The organism is Rhodanobacter geophilus, from assembly GCF_040812275.1.
Taxonomy (GTDB): Bacteria; Pseudomonadota; Gammaproteobacteria; order Xanthomonadales; family Rhodanobacteraceae; genus Rhodanobacter_A; species Rhodanobacter_A geophilus.
Genome location: NZ_JBFOHL010000005.1, coordinates 1 through 18,112, shown reverse-complemented (window position 1 = coordinate 18,112; position 18,112 = coordinate 1). Strand labels below are relative to the sequence as shown.

At 68.5% G+C, this 18,112-nt stretch carries 12 protein-coding genes; 4 read left to right on the top strand and 8 right to left on the bottom strand.

Annotated elements, in window-relative coordinates; all coding sequences use genetic code 11:
• Positions 1-16 precede the first annotated feature (16 nt).
• From ABQJ56_RS06760 to ABQJ56_RS06750, 3 genes are all read right to left on the bottom strand, one after another.
• Complete coding sequence (locus tag ABQJ56_RS06760; protein WP_367844236.1) at positions 17-1,324, bottom strand: restriction endonuclease subunit S; 1,308 nt, start codon at positions 1,322-1,324, stop codon at positions 17-19.
• Positions 1,315-3,729 (bottom strand): type I restriction-modification system subunit M, encoded by a 2,415-nt coding sequence (locus tag ABQJ56_RS06755; protein WP_367844235.1) that lies wholly within the window; start codon positions 3,727-3,729, stop codon positions 1,315-1,317. Before ABQJ56_RS06755 ends, ABQJ56_RS06760 begins: the two co-directional genes overlap by 10 nt.
• 360 nt (positions 3,730-4,089) lie before the next feature.
• Entirely contained in the window at positions 4,090-5,607 is a 1,518-nt protein-coding gene (locus tag ABQJ56_RS06750; protein WP_367844234.1) for a fumarate hydratase, read from the bottom strand.
• Positions 5,608-5,928: 321 nt separating this feature from the next.
• Between ABQJ56_RS06750 and ABQJ56_RS06745 the strand changes: the two genes are divergently transcribed.
• Positions 5,929-7,851: a S53 family peptidase gene (locus ABQJ56_RS06745; RefSeq protein ID WP_367844233.1), complete on the top strand. Its 1,923-nt coding sequence runs from the start codon at positions 5,929-5,931 to the stop codon at positions 7,849-7,851.
• A 72-nt stretch (positions 7,852-7,923) separates the two neighbouring features.
• On the opposite strand, the gene ABQJ56_RS06740 is transcribed toward ABQJ56_RS06745, so the two are convergent.
• The gene (locus ABQJ56_RS06740; protein ID WP_367844232.1) at positions 7,924-8,229 is read right to left on the bottom strand and encodes a hypothetical protein; all 306 of its coding nucleotides are present in this window, start codon (positions 8,227-8,229) and stop codon (positions 7,924-7,926) included.
• Between the two features lie 92 nt (positions 8,230-8,321).
• Between ABQJ56_RS06740 and ABQJ56_RS06735 the strand changes: the two genes are divergently transcribed.
• A complete protein-coding gene (locus tag ABQJ56_RS06735; RefSeq protein WP_367844231.1) occupies positions 8,322-8,858 on the top strand; it encodes a (2Fe-2S)-binding protein in 537 nt (178 codons plus the stop codon).
• Positions 8,855-11,119, top strand: a complete 2,265-nt coding sequence (locus ABQJ56_RS06730; RefSeq protein ID WP_367844230.1) for a xanthine dehydrogenase family protein molybdopterin-binding subunit — start codon at positions 8,855-8,857, stop codon at positions 11,117-11,119. Before ABQJ56_RS06735 ends, ABQJ56_RS06730 begins: the two co-directional genes overlap by 4 nt.
• Positions 11,120-11,475: 356 nt before the next feature.
• Here the strand turns inward: ABQJ56_RS06730 and ABQJ56_RS06725 are convergent, their stop codons facing one another.
• Both ABQJ56_RS06725 and ABQJ56_RS06720 read right to left on the bottom strand, forming a co-directional pair.
• Positions 11,476-13,428, bottom strand: a complete 1,953-nt coding sequence (locus tag ABQJ56_RS06725) for a hypothetical protein (protein ID WP_367844229.1) — start codon at positions 13,426-13,428, stop codon at positions 11,476-11,478.
• Positions 13,429-13,465: 37 nt separating this feature from the next.
• A complete protein-coding gene (locus tag ABQJ56_RS06720) occupies positions 13,466-14,323 on the bottom strand; it encodes a hypothetical protein (protein ID WP_367844228.1) in 858 nt (285 codons plus the stop codon).
• A 548-nt stretch (positions 14,324-14,871) separates the two neighbouring features.
• Between ABQJ56_RS06720 and fusA the strand changes: the two genes are divergently transcribed.
• The gene (gene fusA / locus ABQJ56_RS06715) at positions 14,872-16,911 is read left to right on the top strand and encodes an elongation factor G (protein ID WP_367844227.1); all 2,040 of its coding nucleotides are present in this window, start codon (positions 14,872-14,874) and stop codon (positions 16,909-16,911) included.
• A gap of 155 nt (positions 16,912-17,066) precedes the next feature.
• Here the strand turns inward: fusA and ABQJ56_RS06710 are convergent, their stop codons facing one another.
• Together ABQJ56_RS06710 and ABQJ56_RS06705 are read right to left on the bottom strand one after the other, a co-directional pair.
• The gene (locus ABQJ56_RS06710) at positions 17,067-17,444 is read right to left on the bottom strand and encodes a hypothetical protein (RefSeq protein ID WP_367844226.1); all 378 of its coding nucleotides are present in this window, start codon (positions 17,442-17,444) and stop codon (positions 17,067-17,069) included.
• Positions 17,445-17,574: 130 nt separating this feature from the next.
• A complete protein-coding gene (locus ABQJ56_RS06705; RefSeq protein ID WP_367844225.1) occupies positions 17,575-17,961 on the bottom strand; it encodes a VOC family protein in 387 nt (128 codons plus the stop codon).
• Positions 17,962-18,112 lie beyond the last annotated feature (151 nt).

Below are 18,112 nucleotides of genomic sequence, written 5' to 3'. Positions count from 1 at the left end.
ACGCGGTACCGGCTCTTCATACCAGGCGAATCCTGCCGGTCAGCAGTTCCTGCATCATGCCCTGCTTGAGCTGACAGGTCTTGGCGAGGCGGGTTTCCAGTGCGTCGAGCTCGCTGTCCATGTCGGTGAGGATGGTGGCGATGGCGGTTTGTTCAGCCTTTGTCGGCGGCATGAGCACCTCGAACGAAGCGAGCTGTGTCTTGCCAATCTCCAGAAATGTGCTGCCCCCACATAGACGTATAAAGTCCTCTGTCTGCATCAGCAGCAGGTAGTACAAAAACTCTACGTCGACGTCATCCAATGGAACGAAGTTTTTGAAACCTTGATTGGTCGCGATGGGAGTTTCGTTGATCGCACATTCACCGATTGTCGCGCGCGAGGTCATGACGACTGACTTCGCCGGTATCAGCTCGGCCGAACTGGACTGCAGTCCCTGTTCCGTGATCTTTCGGCTCGTGTCGCTGAGGTACTTTTTACCCTTTAGACCGGTGATATCCGTTGGTGTGCACCACAGAATATCGCCATCCCAAAATTGTGATTGAGTGGTGCTCGGCGTGCCGCCGCTACGAATGCTTGCAAGATCACTCAGCGGTGCCACCACCCAATCTCCCGCAAAGCCCGGCAGGCGCTGCTTGCCGGTGAGCAACGCCTGCATGGTGCCTTGCTTGATCTGGCGCTTCTTGGCGATGAGCTGTTGCAGCGATTCGATCAGCGCATCCGCGTCGCTTAAGGCCTCGGTGATAGCACATTGTTCAGGAAAAGATGGAAGTGGCAATTTGAAATTCGCCACCATCTTTTGGGATAGCGTAGGTAATGCGCCTCCTACGACTGCTGCTGCAATCTGGTTTTGAATGGTGGGGAAACCAATCATGTAGCCGAAAAAACCTTGTGACCCACTAATCTTCTTAAAGACAACTACTTGTGGATTAAGCGTTGCCTTTTCAGGAAGATTTTTGACCATGGCCGTCTTACCGAAGGTAGAGCCGGTTTTGACAAGTACAATGTCGCCTTCATCAATCTTGATTTCAGGCGACTCCTCGTATTTTTGCCAAGTAATGTAGGTGCATTTTTCGAAGACTGTTCTGCCATTCCGGATGTTGGATGGATTGATCGCAATCGCACCGTCTCCTTCATCAACGATGTCATTAACTGTGTAACCCCGAAAGCCAATGCGCCCAAAGATCTGAGACACCTCGCCAAGAGTCCCTACACGCCAGTCCTCCGGAAGGAAACCTATCTCAGTCTTTCTGTATCCCGATGGGACGATCTCGATTGTCTTTGGAGACAATTCAGGAGAAGCAGTCGCGACATCCTTCACTTCCATGCGAAGCCCATCCGCTCCAGATGACCGTCCACCCTGAACTGGAGCTCGGCCACCCGCTCCGCCAACTGCGGCAAAGCCGACTCGTAGCGCTCGGCCAGTTCCCGCACTCGCCGCGTCAGCCCCTGGCTGATCCGCTCCATCTCGCCGTGGACCGCCGCGTCCAATGCGCCCAACCATTTGTCGTCCACCACCAACGCTTTGATTTCGGCCACTGACAGCTGCGGGTACTTCGCATACGCCGCGTCATCCAGCGCCGCCTCCGCCTCCTTGAGCCGCTTCTTCAGCGTCGACTTCTCGCGATCCAGCTTCTGCCAGCGCTTGAGCACGGCGATTTCGTCCTTCGCCTCGCGGTCGTCGCCGATCTCGTCCAGGCGATCCTTGACCGCCTTCGCATTGATCTTGTCGAAGCCGGCGAACGCGGCATCTTCACCGCCGTGCTCCTCTTCCAGCTCGGTCAGCTGCGCCTCGGTGGATTCGAGTTCGCTTGCCAGCCGATCGAGGGCGGCCTGTTCGCCGGCGAAGTAGCGCGCCACGACCAGGGCTTTCGGCAGCAGGTCGCAGGCCCAGCCCTTGTCCACTTCCTTGGTGACCTTGCCGTCCTTGTTCTTCTTCTGCTCGATCACGCGGTAGGTGCTGGCCTTCCAGCCGTCGGCGGCGACCAGGTACAGGTCGTCCTGCATGGTCTGCGCCCAGTAGTCCATCAGGTGCTGGTAGACGTCGTAGGCGTCGATCAGCGGCTGGCCGGTGTAGTGCGCGAGCAGGCCTTCCGAAAGGTCGGCGATCACGTCCTTGGGATGGCAGCCGGCGGCGAGCGCCTTGAGCGTGGCAGCGCTGCGCTGGCGCCAGGCATCGAAGTGGGCGTTCATGCCCTGGACGAAGGCGGCGAACTGCGGGTGCTGGTAGATGGCGGCCTTGATCGTGACCTTGTCCACCGCGAGGTCGACGTAGCCGGGGCGGTTGGGCGCGAACAGCGCCTGGCGCAGATCCGGGCAGACCTGCCAGTAACGCTGCAGCGCATCGACGTCGGCAAGCGGGATGCCGCCCTTGAGGTGGCCTTCGATGTCCTGCCGGTCCTCGGCCTGCTGGCTGTCGATGTAGCGCGGCAGGTTGAGGTTGCAGTCGTTCTTCTCGATCTCGTCGAACGGCACCATGCGCGAGTATTTGGGAATCTCCAGCCGGCGGTTGAACGCGTCGACGATCTGGTGCACGTCGCGCGAGCGCAGGCGGTTCTTCGGGCCGTCCTTCATGAAACCGGCGCTGGCGTCGATCATGAAGATGCCCTTGCGGGCGTGCGCGTCGTGCTTGTCGATCAGCACGATGCAGGCGGGGATGCCGGTGCCGTAGAACAGGTTCGCCGGCAGGCCGATGATGCCCTTGATGTAGCCCTTGCGCACCAGGTTGCGGCGGATCGCCGCCTCGGCGTTGCCGCGGAACAGCACGCCGTGCGGCAGGATGCACGCACCCTGGCCGGTACTCTTGAGCGAACGCACGATATGCAGCAGGTAGGCGTAGTCGCCCTGCTTGGCCGGCGGCACGCCGAAGCTGGCGAAGCGCTCGTGCGGGTCATGCTCCGGGTCGAGGCCGGTACTCCAGCGCTTGTCGGAGAACGGCGGGTTGGCCACCACGTAGTCGAACGTGCGCAGCACGCCCTTGTCCATGAACTTCGGGTCGGTGAGCGTGTTGCCCTGCACGACCTGCGCCTCGGCGTTGTCGTGCAGGATCATGTTCATGCGCGCCAGGCCGGCGGTGGTGGCGTCCTTTTCCTGACCGTAGATGGTCAGTTTGGTGCGCGCCTCGTCGGCCACTTTCAGAAGCAGCGATCCGGAACCACAAGTAGGGTCATACACGGTGGTGGCGTTGCTGGTTTTCGCCGCGCGGATACCCAGCACCTGCGCCATGATGCGGCTGACTTCCGCCGGCGTGTAGAACTGGCCCTTGCTCTTGCCGCTCTCGGTGGCGAAGTGGCGCATCAGATATTCGTAGGCGTCGCCGAGGATGTCGTCGCCCTCGGCGCGGTTCTTCGAGAAATCCAGCGCCTTGTTCTCGAAGATGCCGATCAGGTCGGTGAGCTTGTCGACCATCTCCTTGCCGCTGCCGAGCTTGCCGGCGTCGTTGAAGTCCGGCATGTCGGACAGCCGGTTGGCTTCCTTCAGCGGTGCAATGATCTTCTTGTTGATCTGGTCGCCGATGTCGCTCTTGCCCTTGAGCGCCACCATGTCGTCGAAGCTGGCACCCGGCGGCACGGTGATCGGCGCAAACGGCACGCCGGCGTACTTGTCGCTGATGTACTTGATGAACAGCAGCACCAGCACGTAGTCCTTGTACTGGCTGGCGTCCATGCCACCGCGCAAGGCGTCGCAGCTGGCCCAGAGGGAGGAATACAGCTCGGATTTCTTGATCGCCATCTTGGTCCAGTGAAAGCAAGGTCACGCCACATCGGGGCTGCCGCCCGCCATCGGCGCACGCATGACTTCGTAGTCTGTACCGTGCCCATGGCCTGCGGCAAGCAAGCAGCCCCTGCCACCTTCGCTTGCGTTGCGCCTGCGTCGGCGTCGGTCGAACAGGGCGCCATGCCGGGGAATCTGCGGCGCGCAATGGGCGCGACGCGGCAAGCGTTGCGGAAGCCACTCCCTCTCCCCGCCGGGGAGAGGAGGCGAAGGCGTGTGCTGACCGACTCGTTCGGCAGTACCGCGCAAGTCCGGACCCTCTCCTCAATCCTCTCCCGGAGGGAGAGGAGGCGAACGCGGTGCGCTGCGCGCACGGGTTTATTGAACAAAGACGGGGATCTTGCCGATGCGCGCCTGCCATTCCTTCGGACCGGTCTGGTGCACCGAGGTGCCGGCGCTGTCCACCGCCACGGTCACCGGCATGTCCTTCACCTCGAACTCGTAGATCGCCTCCATGCCCAGGTCCTCGAAGGCCAGCACCTTCGAGGCCTTGATCGCCTTGGAGACCAGGTAGGCCGCGCCGCCCACCGCCATCAGGTACACCGACCGGTGCTGCCTGATCGCCTCGATGGCGGCCGGGCCACGCTCGGCCTTGCCGACCATGCCGAGCAGGCCGGTCTGCGCCAGCACCTGCCCGGTGAACTTGTCCATGCGCGTGGCGGTGGTGGGACCCGCGGGGCCGACCACTTCCTCGCGCACCGGATCGACCGGGCCCACGTAGTAGATGAAGCGGCCCTTGAAGTCGACCGGCAGCTTCTCGCCCTTGTCGAGCATCTCCACCATGCGCTTGTGCGCGGCGTCGCGGCCGGTGAGCAGCTTGCCGTTGAGCAGCAGCACCTCGCCCGGCTTGAAGCTGGCGACTTCTTCCTGCGTGATGGTGTCGAGGTCCACCCGGCGCGCGTTCTGCGGGTTGTAGGTGAGCCTGGGCCAGTCCTCCAGCGAGGGCGGAGCCAGCGCCACGGGACCGGAACCGTCCAGGGTGAAATGCGCATGGCGGGTGGCGGCGCAGTTCGGGATCATCGCCACCGGCAGGTTGGCCGCGTGGGTGGGGTAGTCCTTGATCTTCACGTCGAGCACGGTGGTGAGGCCACCCAGGCCCTGCGCACCGATGCCCAGCGCATTGACCTTCTCGTACAGCTCGATGCGCAGTTCCTCGACGCGGTTGCGCGGGCCGCGGGCGATCAGCTCCTGGATGTCGATGTGCTCCATCAGTGATTCCTTCGCCAGCAGCATCGCCTTCTCCGCGGTGCCGCCGATGCCGATGCCCAGCATGCCCGGCGGGCACCAGCCGGCGCCCATGGTCGGCACGGTCTTCAGCACCCAGTCCACGATGGAGTCGGAGGGGTTCAGCATCACGAACTTCGACTTCGCTTCCGAGCCGCCACCCTTGGCGGCGACGATCACCTCCACGGTGTCGCCCGGCACCACCGACACGTTCACCACCGCCGGCGTGTTGTCCTTCGTGTTGGTGCGCCTGCCCGCCGGGTCGGCCAGCACGCTGGCGCGCAGCTTGTTGTCCGGGTGGTTGTAGGCGCGGCGCACGCCCTCGTTGACCATGTCCTCCACGCCCATGGTGGCGTCGTCCCAGCGCACGCCCATGCCGATCTTCAGGAACACGGTGACGATGCCGGTGTCCTGGCACAGCGGCCGGTGGCCCTCGGCGGCCATGCGCGAGTTGATCAGGATCTGCGCCATCGCGTCCTTCGCGGCCGGCGATTCCTCGCGCCCGTACGCGGCGGCCAGCGCCTTGATGTAGTCGACGGGGTGGTAGTAGCTGATGTACTGCAGCGCGTCCGCGACGGACTGGATCAGGTCGGCTTGCTTGATGGCGGTCATGGCGATGGCTTTGGCGGGAATGAGGGGCGCCGCGACCGTGAATCCGCGACGCCAACTCCCTATTGTGCCGCAGCGCGCACGCGCACCCAACTTGCGATTCCGCACCGCAATTTCCTGCGGTACTACCGACACCCGGGGCGCCGGAGTAGGCTCGCCGGGCGGCGCAACGCCAGTCGTCAGGGGAGACCGACGACGTCGCGGGGAAACCCGGTTTTCATCAGCTCGTCTCGACGAAACGCTCTTGCGGATCGACCGCAAGGCGTCGCGGCGACGCGTCGTCGCCCGCGCACGCCCGAATCTTTGCCATCAGGAGGAAGCGCAATGTTCGCGAAACTGCATCGCAAATCTCTGGCCGGCTGCCTCGCCCTGCTGCTTGCAGGCGTGGGTACCGCCGCATGGGCCGCCGACGTGCGGCCGAGCGTCGACATGGGCCTGGCCGTTTCCAGCCAGCCCGTGCACGTCACCCTGATCCTGAAATTGCGCCACGAGGCGGCGCTGCAGGATTACATCCAGCAGACCATCACGCCCGGTTCGCCGCACTACCGCCAGTTCCTCAGCACCGCCGAGTTCGCCAGCCAGTACGGCGCCAGCGATGCGGACATTGCCCGCGTGCAGGCCTTCCTGCGCCAGCAAGGACTCTCCAGCCAGGTGCTGGCCAGCCACCTGGCGATCGAGACCAGCGCCACGCCGGCCCAGCTCGGCGCAATCTTCCAGGCGCCGATCCACGAGTACGTCTCCGCGCGCGGCGGCCGGCACTTCCATCGCCCCGCCACCACGCCACGGCTGCCCGCCGCGCTGGCCGGCAGCGTGATCTTCGTCAGCGGCCTCAGCAACGAGCGACAGTTCCTGTCGCACCGGATCAACCTGCCCCGGTTGCCGGCGACGGCGCAGCGGACCTTCACGCTCAAGGCGCTCGCCAAGACGCCCGGCAGCAACCCCACCGCCACCGGCATACCGGGCGACTACACCGTGGGCGACGTGGCGAACTTCTACAACATCAACCCGCTGTACCAGCACGGCATCAACGGCAAGGGTTCGACGGTGGCGATCGTGACCCTGTCCAACTTCTATCCGTCCGATGCGCAGACCTACTGGAGCGACATCGGCCTGGCCACCAAGCCGAACCGCATCACCCAGGTGCACGTGGACGGCGGCGGCGTCTTCGACGGCGGCAGCGGCGAGACGGCGCTGGACGTGGAGCAGTCCGGCGGCCTCGCGCCATGGGCGAACATCATCGTCTACGACGCACCGAACGCCGGCAACGGCTTCACCGACGCTTTCGCGCAAGCCGTCTCCGACAACAAGGCCGACAGCATCTCCACCAGCTGGGGCTTGCCGGAGATCTTCAACTTCGCCGCGCTCAACGTGGACGGTGCCAGCGACACCGACACCACCGACGTGGGCAATCTGCGCGCCTTCCACCAGATCTTCCTGGAAGCGGCCGCGCAGGGGCAGTCGGTGTTCGCCGCCTCCGGCGACTCGGGCGCCTACGACACCGTGCGCGGACTGGGCACCGGCACCGGCCCGGGCGAGTTCAGTGCGCCGCTGACCGTGGATTCGCCGGCCTCCGATCCGTTCATCACGGCCGCCGGCGGCACCACCGTGCCGTTCACCTTCGGCATCCAGGGCGCCCCCACCACCTCCATCACGCAGGAGAGCGTGTGGGGCTGGGATTACCTGCAGACCTACCTCGACACCTATGCCCCGACGCCGGGCGGCTGGCACGACGTGCTGTTCTCGTCCGGCGGCGGCGGCGGCGTCAGCGTGTACTGGCAGGAGCCGCTCTACCAGTGGCTCACCCGCGGCATCCGCCGCAGCGAGCGCAAGCAGGCGCTGGTGTTCAACGATCCCAGTGCCGGCCCCACCACCCTGCTCGCCCTGCCCGCGAACTTCCGCGGCCGCAACGTGCCGGACATCGCGCTGAATGCCGACCCGGAAACCGGCTACGTGCTGTATTCCACCACCGACGGCGGCCTGGGTTCCGCGGGTGGCACCAGCTTCGTGGCGCCCCAGCTCAACGGCATCAGCGCCCTGCTGACGCAGAGCATCGGCCACCGCGTGGGCTTCTGGAATCCGCAGGTGTACCTGCTGCAGAACATCTTCGGCTACGGTCCGTGGTCGGCCTTCAACAGCGTGAAGGCGGGCGACAACTGGTTCTACCACGGTGCGCCGAACTACACGCCGGGTGCCGGCATCGGCACGCTCAACGTGGCCAACCTCAATCTGTTCCTGGGCGGTCGCTGAGGCTCGCGCACGACTGCCATCGCCGGGACAACGGCCGCGCAAGCGGCCGTCGTCTTTTCCACCGGCGGCAACTCAGAAACGGAATTCGGCGAAGGCCGGGAACATGTCGATGTTCTCGCCGGCCTTCTCGCCGTGGAGCGTCGGCCGCCCGTGACAGCGATCGTAGCTCGCGCCGATGCCGAAGTTGCGGCTGAAGTCGCAGCCGATGCCGAGGCCGGCATGGCCGCCTTCGGCGCCGAGGCCGATGGCGCCGGCGTTCCAGTCATGGCCCAGCCGCACCGCGCCGGCGGCATCGGTCCTGCCGCTGAATCCGCTGTCGTGACAACGCGACTGGCCCGGATTGCCGTTGATGAAGAACGTGCCGTCATCGGCGGGCATCCACGCCAGGCGCCGCCACCGTTCAGCGCCACGCATTCCTATGCCGCCCGCGGCAATGCCACAATGCGCGGACACGATTGAGGAGATCCCGCATGGCGCCAGCCCAAGCCCACGGTGTGCCGGTCGTTCCGGACAGCAGCATCGTGCCCGAGGCGGTGCGCAACGGCATCGACGTCGAGATCAACGGCGAACACTTCGTCCACACCGGCGATCCGCAGATGCCGCTGCTGTGGTACCTGCGCGACCTGCTGCAGCTCACCGGCACCAAGTACGGCGGCGCACGCGGCGAGAACGGCGCCGACCTGGTGCTGGTGGACGGCAAGCCGGTCCCCGCGATCACCCTGCCGATGGCGAAACTCGACGGCAAGACCGTCACCACGGTGGAAGGACTGGCCGCCCACGACGGCACCCTGCACCCGCTGCAGCAGGCCTTCATCGACGAGGACGCGATCGGCTGCGGCTACTGCACGCCGGGCTGGCTGATCGCCGGCGTCGACCTGCTGAAGCGCAAGCCGCAGCCCAGCGACGCCGACATCGACCAGTTGCCCAACACCTGCCGCTGCGGCTGCCAGACCCGGGTGCGCGCCGCGATCAAGCGCGCCGCCGCCGGCAAGGCGGGCCAGGCATGAGCGCGAACACCCCGAACGGCATCCGGCTGTCGCGCCGGCGCTTCCTGCAGATCCTCGCCGGCACCGCCGGCGCGCTGGTGGTGGGCGTGCGCGTGGCCGAAGCCGGCGAGCCGCCGCTGCCGCCGGAATGGCTGGGCAACCACTTCCAGCAACTCGGTGCCTACGTGCGCATCGACGCCGAAGGCAACGTGCTGATCGGCGCGCGCGATCCCGACACCGGCACCGGCGTCGCCACCGCGCTGCCGATGATCATCGCCGACGAGCTGGACGCCGACTGGAACCGGGTCAGCGTGGTGCAGCTGGGCCTCGGCGTCGACGCCGGCAACAACGGCCAGCCGCAGTGGAGCTATGGCCGCCAGCGCGGCGGCACCGGCGACTCCATCCCCGCCGCCTGGGCCGACCTGCGCCAGGCCGGCGCGCTGGCGCGCTGGCTGCTCACCCAGGCCGCCGCGCGCCGGCTCGGCATCGCCGCCGATCGCCTGCGCTGCGAGGCCAGCACGGTGATCGCGCCGGACGGCCGCCGCGTCACCTACGGCAGCCTGGTCGACGACGCCAGCAAGCTCGACCTGCCCAGGCAGGCACCGGCACCGAAGCCGCCCGAGCGCTACACCCTGATCGGCAAGCCGGTGGGCGATGTCGACGCGCACGCCATCGTCACCGGGCAGGCGAAGTACGCGATCGACCACCACGAGGCCGAGGCGCTGGTCGCCGTGCTGCTGCACTGCCCGTGGCCGGACGGCTCGCTGGCGCGCATCGACACCGCACCCGCGCTGGCGGTGAAGGGCGTGGTCAAGGTGATGCACCTCAAGCCCGAACCCGGCCAGCCGCCGGGCCATACCGTGATCGCTCCCGCGGTGGCGGTGCTGGCCGAGAACACCTGGGCCGCGCTCCAGGGCCGCGACCAGCTCAAGCTGGAATGGAAGCCCGGCGCCGCGACCAGCAGCGGCGCGCTGGAGCAGCAGGCCTCCGCCCTGCTCGACGGCGATGCCGCGCCCACCACGCGCGTGCGCGACGACGGCGACGTGGACAAGGCCGGCAAGCATGCCGCGCGCCGCCTCGAGGCCAGCTACTACCAGCCCTGGCTGGCGCACGCCTGCGCCGAGCCGATGAACTGCCTCGCCCGCATCGACAAGGACAGCGCCAGGCTGGTGGTGCCCAGCCAGGCGCCGCAGCAGGCCTGGGCGGTGGTGCAGCGCCTCACCGGACTCGCGCCCGAACGGATCGAGATCCGCGTGCCGCGCGTGGGCGGCGGCTACGGCCGCCGGCTCGACCACGACTACGTGGCCGAGGCGGTGATGCTGGCCAAGGCGGTGCAGAAGCCGGTGCGCCTGCTGTGGACGCGCGAGCAGGACTTCGCCAACGATTTCTACCGCTCCGCCAGCGTGCACAAGATCAGCGCGATCATCGACGGCAAGCGCAACCTGCTCGCCTGGAACCAGCGCCTCGCCAGTGCCTCCGCCCTCAGCGGCCGCGGCGCGCCCGCCAACCGGCTGTGGAGCTCGGAAGTGCTGCCCGACCAGCTGCCCGCCGGCCTGGTGCCGAACTACCGCAGCGACTGGTACGCGCTGGAATCCGCCCTGCCGCGCGGCCCGCACCGCGCGACGCCGCACCTCTCCAACGCGTTCGCAGTGGAGAGCTTCGTCGACGAGATCGCGCACCTGATGCGCGAGGACCCGCTGAAGACCCGCCTGCGCCTGCTCGGCGAACCGCGCGCGATCGCGCTGAAGAACGGCGGCGTGCTCGACACCGGCCGCCTGCGCAACGTGCTGCAGCTGGTCGCCGACCGCATCGAGTGGAAGAACTGGCTGCGCAGCGTCAATGGCTTGGGGCTCGCCTGCTGGTACATGGACGGCGCCTACGTGGCGCACGCCATCGAGACCTCGCTGCAGGGCGACAAGCTCGGCATCGAGCGCGTCGTCTGCGCGGTGGACGTGGGCCGCGTGATCAACCCGCTCGGCCTCGAGGGCCAGGTCGCCGGCGCCACGCTGGACGCGCTCTCCACCGCGCTCAACCTCGCCATCACCTACAAGGACGGCCAGGTCCAGCAGCGCGACTGGAAGGACTACCCGCTGGCCAGCATGGCCGCGCTGCCCAACAGCGTGGAGGTGATCGTCGTTCCCGACGACGCCCACCCGCCCACCGGCGCCAGCTTCCTCGCCATGCCCACCGCCGCCCCCGCGCTCGCCAACGCGGTGTTCCGCGTCAGCGCGGTGCGCGTGCGGCGACTGCCGCTGATGAAGGAGTTCCAGCGGTTGTCGTGACCGCTGGGATCGCCGGCTGCGCTTTCGCCCTCTCCCCTTCGGGGAGAGGGCTGGGGTGAGGGGCGGGTGCTCGCGATGTCCTTCGCTTCTGGATCCTGGATCGCCTGCGGCGGGCGATTCATCTTGCGCCCAGCCATGAAACGATGGCACCGGTTCGGGCCTGCCGCCAGGCAGCAACACCCGCTCCGCCGCGATCATCGCGTCGAGCACGAACGCATTGACGGTTTCGTGCCGGCACCAGCGGCAGTGCACGCACGGCGGCGTGTCGGTCATGCGATGGCACGCCACGCGGCAATCGCAGCCGCCGTCGAAGGCATGCGCGGGGATCTCGCTCAGCGCCACTCCCTTCCTCTGCATCAATGGAACTGGTCGCTGGCCGGCACCCAGGAACTGGACGAGGTGGCGGGAACGTAGCGCTTCACCACCGGCTCGGTCGGCGGACATCCCGGCGGCAGCGGCCCCCCGGCGACGCGGGCTTCGGCACATTGCACGCTGTTGTCCAGCGCCACGTGCGCCGGCGCCGCCGCGCTGGCCGCCGGCGCGGGCGGCGGCACACTGGGCACGCTGCCGCCGGGCACGGCCGGCTGGTTGAGCTGGTCGTAGACCTTCTGCGCCACCGGTGCGGGCGGCGGATCGGCACCGCCGCAGCCCAGCAGCGCCACCGGCACCAGCGGCATCACCTTGCACTTGATGCGGATGCCGCGCGGCAGGTGGAAGGTGTGCTGCAGCGTGGTCTTTTCCGCCGCGTGGCGCAGCGCGGTATCCACCGAGCTTTCGCCCTCGGGCGTCCAGTACGGGTCGAAGCGCGTGGCCTTGTAGTTGACGCCCCGGATGTCGTGGCGCATCACCGCGGTGTCGCCGGTGGGCTTGAGCTGGACGTATTCCGGCACGCTGCCCGGCGCGTGGCCGGATGGCTGCGCGCCTGCCGTGGCACCGCCCGCCGCCGCGCCTTGCTGCGCCCCCGGCTGCCCGCCCTCGCCCTTGCCGGCCACGCCCGTGGTGGCGTGGCCCAGGCCGTGCGACGCCGGCGGGCCGTTGCCGTGCACGGTGGCCGTCTCGATGGCGCTGTCCACGCCCTGCGGCTCGCCGGGCCGTGCGTTGTCGCTGCCCTGCGGACTCGCGTTCGGTGCGGTGCTGACGTCGGATGCGGCGGTTTCGGCCGCCTTGCCGGCGGCTTCGGTCGCGGCGCCGGCGGCCGCCGGTGCGCTGGCCGATGCCGCCGTCGGCGTGCCTTCCGCTGGCGACAGCGTGATCGGCACGGGCTGGCTGATACGGGGGAGTGCCTGGTCGCTGGCGATCTCGATGGTGGCCTTGGGCGCCGGCGTGACGCTGGGTGCGGCAGGCGCCGCCTGCGGGATCGCGGCGAGCGGCGGCTCTTCCGGCGCCTCGACCGGTGCCGGCGCCTGCAGCTTCGGCAGATGCCGCGGCGCGTCCGGCGCGGGCGGGCTGAGCGAGGCCTGCAGGCTTACCTGCGGCGCGACCTGCGCCGGCAGCGGCACGGCCTGCAGTTCGGGCGCGGGCGGCGCCGCGGGCAGGTCCACGTGCATCGGCTGCACGATGGCCGGCGCCGGCGTGTTGGGCGCCACGCGATCCAGCGCCACGCTGGGCGGCGCGATCGCGGGCGGCGCCTGCGGCGGCAGCTTCGGCAGCGCCAGCGAGGGCGGCGGCAGCATCGGCTGGTTGCCTTCGGCCTGCGGTGGACGCACGGGCTGCGGCTGGAACTTCGGCGGCACCGGCGGCTGCAGCACGGGGTTGGGCAGGTTCACCGGCGGCGGCTGGTTCGCCAGCGGCACCGGCTGCAACCGCGGCGTGGGCGCGGGCTGCGGCAGGCTGGGCGGCGGCGGCGGAGCGGCGGCCGCCTTCGCCGGCGGCACCGCCTGCGCAGCGACGGCGGGTGGTCGCGGCAGGTGGCGCACGGCGGCGGCCGCATGGCGCGGCGCTCCCGGATTCGCCGTCGCGTGGCCCTGGTGCACCGGCCCCGTCTGGCGTGGCGGCTCGCCCTTCGGCGGCGGTGGCGGCGCGAGGTCGGGCAACTCGATGAAACGCGCCTGCAGTTGCGCCGGCGCCACCGCGACGGGCGGCGGCGGCTCCCACGCCGGCCCCAGGATGAAGGCGAACAGGAAGAACAGGTGCACCAGCAGGCTGCCGGCGACGGCCAGCACGCGCCGCCAGAGCACGCGCGGCTGCTCGTCGCGCCGCGCACGCTGGATGCGCAGGCGCGAGGCGGCAGCGAGCGGCGAATTCAGCAGTACCTGCGACGGCCGCCGGGTGGGCGGGAGCGGCGCATTCGGGTCCGTGGGCAGCGGCATGCGGCGAGTGTAACGGGCGCTGTCGCGCGGCTGCGCGTCAATGCAACGGCGGCTGTTTCGCGTGCTGCCCGCGCATCTCCTCGTCCACCGCGCGGGCCGGCGTGTCGCTGGGGCAGCCGTCCACAAGCGGCTTGCCGGCGCGGTACAGCGCGATGCATCTGGACAGCGGCGGCGGCTTCGGCGCGTTCGGATCGGGCGCCAGCGGCGCCGGCGCCATGTTCAGGCGCACGTCGCCGTCCTTCGACGACGGCGGTGGCGGCGGATCGCCGCCGCAGCCGCCGGCCAGCGCCGCCAGCGAAACCGCGCAGTGGATATGGATGCCGCCCGGCAGGTGGAAGGTGTGCTTCACCGTGGTCTTGTCCACGACCTTCTGCAGCGCGTCGTCGATGGCATTCGTGCTGCCGTTGCCCCAGTCCTTGTCGAAGCGGGTGGCCTGGTACTTCACCGGGCTGTCGTGCCGCATGATCCGCGTGTCGCCCTGCGGCATGCCCTGCACGTAGGCGGGCACGGGCGCGGTGCTGGCGGCGGCCGGCAGGATGACCTGGCCGTTGCGGTCGAACAGCCGCGGCGCGGCCACGCTGGCCGCGGGCGCAGGAGCAGGCAGTCGCACGCTCAATGCCTGCTTCGCCGCCGGCCCGCTGGCGTGCCGCGACGGCGCGCTTGGTGGTGGCGGCACGGGCGCTGGCGCCGGCGCGGCCGGTGCGGTGGCGGCGGCAATGAAGCGCACCTCGAGCACGTCGGCGACCGGCGCCGCGGGCCCGCGGCGCGACGGCGGCGGCCGCATCGCCCACCACACCATCGTCGCGAACAGCAGGTGCAGCAGCACGGTGAACAGCAGCACCAGCCACGCCAGCCGGTGCCCGCGCGAAGGCTCGCGCCAGCGCAGGCGGCGCAACCGCGCGGTGGTCGCGATGTCGAGCGCAAGCGTGCCGTCCCGGTCGGGGCCGGGCGGCGGCGTGGCGCGGGTTTCGGCCTGCGTGCGGTGGACGATGGGAGGACTCCGAATGGACGACGACGCTTATGAATCCCTGCCCTGCCTGTAGCCTGGTTGGCGTCGCATCGGGGTAAAAGCCTCGTTCGCGCCGAGCGTAGCTGGCGCAAGCCAGCGAAGTCGAAGCGCCGCTGCGGCATCCCTTCGAGTTCGGCCCTTCGGGCCTGCGCTCAGGGCGAACGACGGGGTTGCCGAGAACGGGCGCCAGTCGGATGCAAGCATGGGAAGCGGGAAGCGCGGCTCTCAGACCGCGATGCCTTGCGGCGGTTCCCGCCGGCGTTGACGCGAGGCTAACCCCGCCGCGACGTACCATCGCCGCACTCACCCGCCATGACCGCCCCCGCGTCCGCGCCTGGACGACCATGACGGCCCGCCAGTCGCCAGGCGCGACTCCCGTGCGGCGCCGCTCATGCCGATGCGAGCCCGCACTTCCGCAAGAGGAGGGTCGCATCGTGTCCTACCACACGGAAAGCATCCGCAACATCGCGCTCGCCGGCCACGCCGGCAGCGGCAAGACCTCGCTGTTCGAGGCCTTGCTGCATGCCGGCGGCGTGATCCAGGCGCAAGGCTCGGTGGAGCGCGGCACCACGCAGTCGGACACCGACGCGCAGGAGAAGGCGCGCGGCCATTCCATCGACAGCTGCATCGCCGGCATCGACCGCGGCGACTGCCGCATCAACCTGATCGACACCGCCGGCTACGACGACTTCCGCGGCGGCACGCTGTCCGCGTTCGCCGCGGTGGAAACCGTGATGGTGGTGGTGAACGCCGTCAACGGCATCGAGCACGGCACGCGCCGCATGATGGAGCACGCGCACGCGCGCGGCCTCGCCCGCGTGCTGGTGGTCAACAAGATCGACTTCGAGGGCGCCCACCTGGCCGCGCTGGTGGAAGCGCTGCGCGAGGAATTCGGCCCCGAATGCCTGCCGGTGAACCTGCCCGCGCAGGGCGGCAAGCAGGTGCTGGACTGCTTCTTCCACACCGCGGGCGCCACCGATTTCTCCTCGCTGGCCGCGGCGCACCAGCGCATCGTCGACCAGGTGGTGGAGATCAACGAGGCCACCATGGGCGCCTACCTCGACCAGGGCGAGGCCGCGCTGAGCCGCGAGCAGCTGCACGACGCGTTCGAGCAGTGCCTGCGCGAGGGGCACCTGGTGCCGGTCTGTTTCGTCAGCGCGCGCAACGGCGCGGGCGTGGCCGAGCTGCTGGATCTCGCGGAACGCCTGCTGCCGAATCCCGCGGAAGGCAACCCGCCGCCCTTCCTCAACGGCGAGGACGAGGCGATCACCGTCAACGCCGATCCGGCGCAGCACGTGATCGCCGACGTGTTCAAGATCGTCAACGATCCCTTCGTGGGCAAGCTCGGCGTGTTCCGCGTGTGGCAGGGCACCGTGCGCCGCGACTCGCAGCTGCTCGTCGACGACGGCCGCAAGCCGTTCAAGGTGGGCCACCTGTTCCGGCTCAACGCGAAGAACCACGTGGAGATCGAGCAGGCGGTGCCGGGCGACATCGCCGCGGTGGCCAAGGTGGAGGAGATCCACCACGACGCCGTGCTGCACGACGCGCACGAGGAAGACCGCATCCACCTCGCGCCGATGCGCTTCCCGCAGCCGATGTTCGGACTCGCGCTGGAGCCGAAGCACAAGGGCCAGGAACAGAAGCTGGCGAACGCGCTGGGGCGGCTGGCCGAGGAAGACCCCTGCCTGCGCATGGAGCACCACAAGGAACTCAACGAGACCGTGCTGCGCGGCCTCTCCGAGCTGCACCTCAAGGTGACGCTGGAACGCATGCGCGAACGCTACGGCGTGGAGGTGCTCACCCACCCGCCGCGCATCGCCTACCGCGAAACCATCGCCGCGAGGGCGGAGGGCCACCACCGCCACAAGAAGCAGACCGGCGGCGCCGGCCAGTTCGGCGAAGTGTTCCTGCGCGTGGAACCGCTGGAGCGCGGCGCCGGCTTCGAGTTCGTCGACGCGGTGAAGGGCGGCGTGATCCCCGGCACCTTCCTGCCCGCGATCGAGAAGGGCGTGCGCCAGGCGATGGAGCGCGGCGCCGTGGCCGGCTACCCGCTGCAGGACCTGCGCGTCACCGTGTACGACGGCAAGTACCACCCGGTCGACTCCAAGGAAGTGGCCTTCGTCAGCGCGGGCAAGAAGGCCTTCCTCGACGCCGTGGGCAAGGCGCGGCCCATCGTGCTGGAACCCATCGTGGACGTGGAGGTGGCGATCCCCGAGAGCGACGTCGGCGACGTCACCGGCGGCCTCGCCGGCAAGCGCGCGCGCATCCTCGGCACCGACAGCCGGCGCGGCGGCGAGCTGATGATCCGCGCCCAGGCCCCGCTCGCCGAACTCACCGACTACCCCACCGAACTCAAGGCCATGACCGGCGGCCGCGGCCGCTACAGCCTGGACCTCAGCCACTACGAGCCGGTGCCCGCGCCGGTGCAGAAGCAGCTCAGCGAGGCGTGGCGGCCGAAGCTCGAAGAGGATTAGCGGCCATGGATGGCCGCTCGCGGCTCAAGCGCCCTGGCGCTTGAGCCGGCGGAGCCGGGCCTTGACCCGGCGAGTCGAAAGCGGGCAGGACAGCCCGCTTTCGACATCAGGCACACGCTCTTGCTTGAGCTCGACTCTGATCGGCAAGCCTGCGCCTAGTAATCCCTCGCCCCCAGCAACCCCACCGAATACCCCGCCTTGCGCAGCCGCGACGTGGCCTTGGAACTCAGCACGAGCAGCTCGATCAGTCCCACCAGCGGAACGAGCATCAGCACCAGCAGCACGATCCGCCACCACATTGGATACTCCAGGCCGCGGGCGATCTTGTAGATGCCCACCCACGACATGACAAGGCAGGCCAGGAAGGCAAGCGCGGCGATGGGGCCGACCACTGTGCGCAGCACAGCGGCGAGGAAGTACAGCAGGATCGCGTAGATCACCAGCTTCTGGCCGGAGGCCACGTCGCCCAGCGACGAGCTCGGCTTTTCCCGGTCCTCCACCACGGCACCCGGACTCTGATACGGATTTTCCATGACTCCCCCCTGATCGGCTTTGAGTGAATGCAGGCAGTCTGCAACGCGCTATCGCATCGGCGCAGTACCTATGGATGCACTGCCCGACTTACCCTCGGTGTACTTGATAACCCCCGCCTCTTTGCCCGACTCACTGCCCCGCCGGCGGTTCCCACAGCTCCGCCTTGTTGCCCTCCGGGTCGATGACCCAGCCGAACTTGCCGAATTCCGACTCGTCAACCTTGTCGACGACGTTGCAGCCTTCGCTGCGCAGGGCGGCGAGCAGGGCGTGCAGGTCGGCCACCCGGTAATTGACCATGAAGGGCGACTGGCCCGGCCCGAAGTAGTCCGTGTCGGCCGCGAACGGATTCCACGCGGTCGTTCCGGCGCCGGACGGATTGTCGGGCGACGCCCAGCGGAACGCCGCACCGCCCCACGCCTCGACTGGAACGCCCAGGTGCACCCGGTACCACTCGGTCAGGGCCTTCGGGTCCTTGGCCTTGAAGAAGATGCCGCCAATGCCGGTAACTCGTTTCATGCAGAGTCTCCACTCACTGCGCGCTTAAGGATGCTCTGATCTATAGAACATGAAACGGACGTCCATACGTCCGTGCTCGAATCATGACTGGTAGACGGAAAAAGAGTTGGCTCACTCGTAAAACCCTACTGTTGAACGATGAATGCGCGCT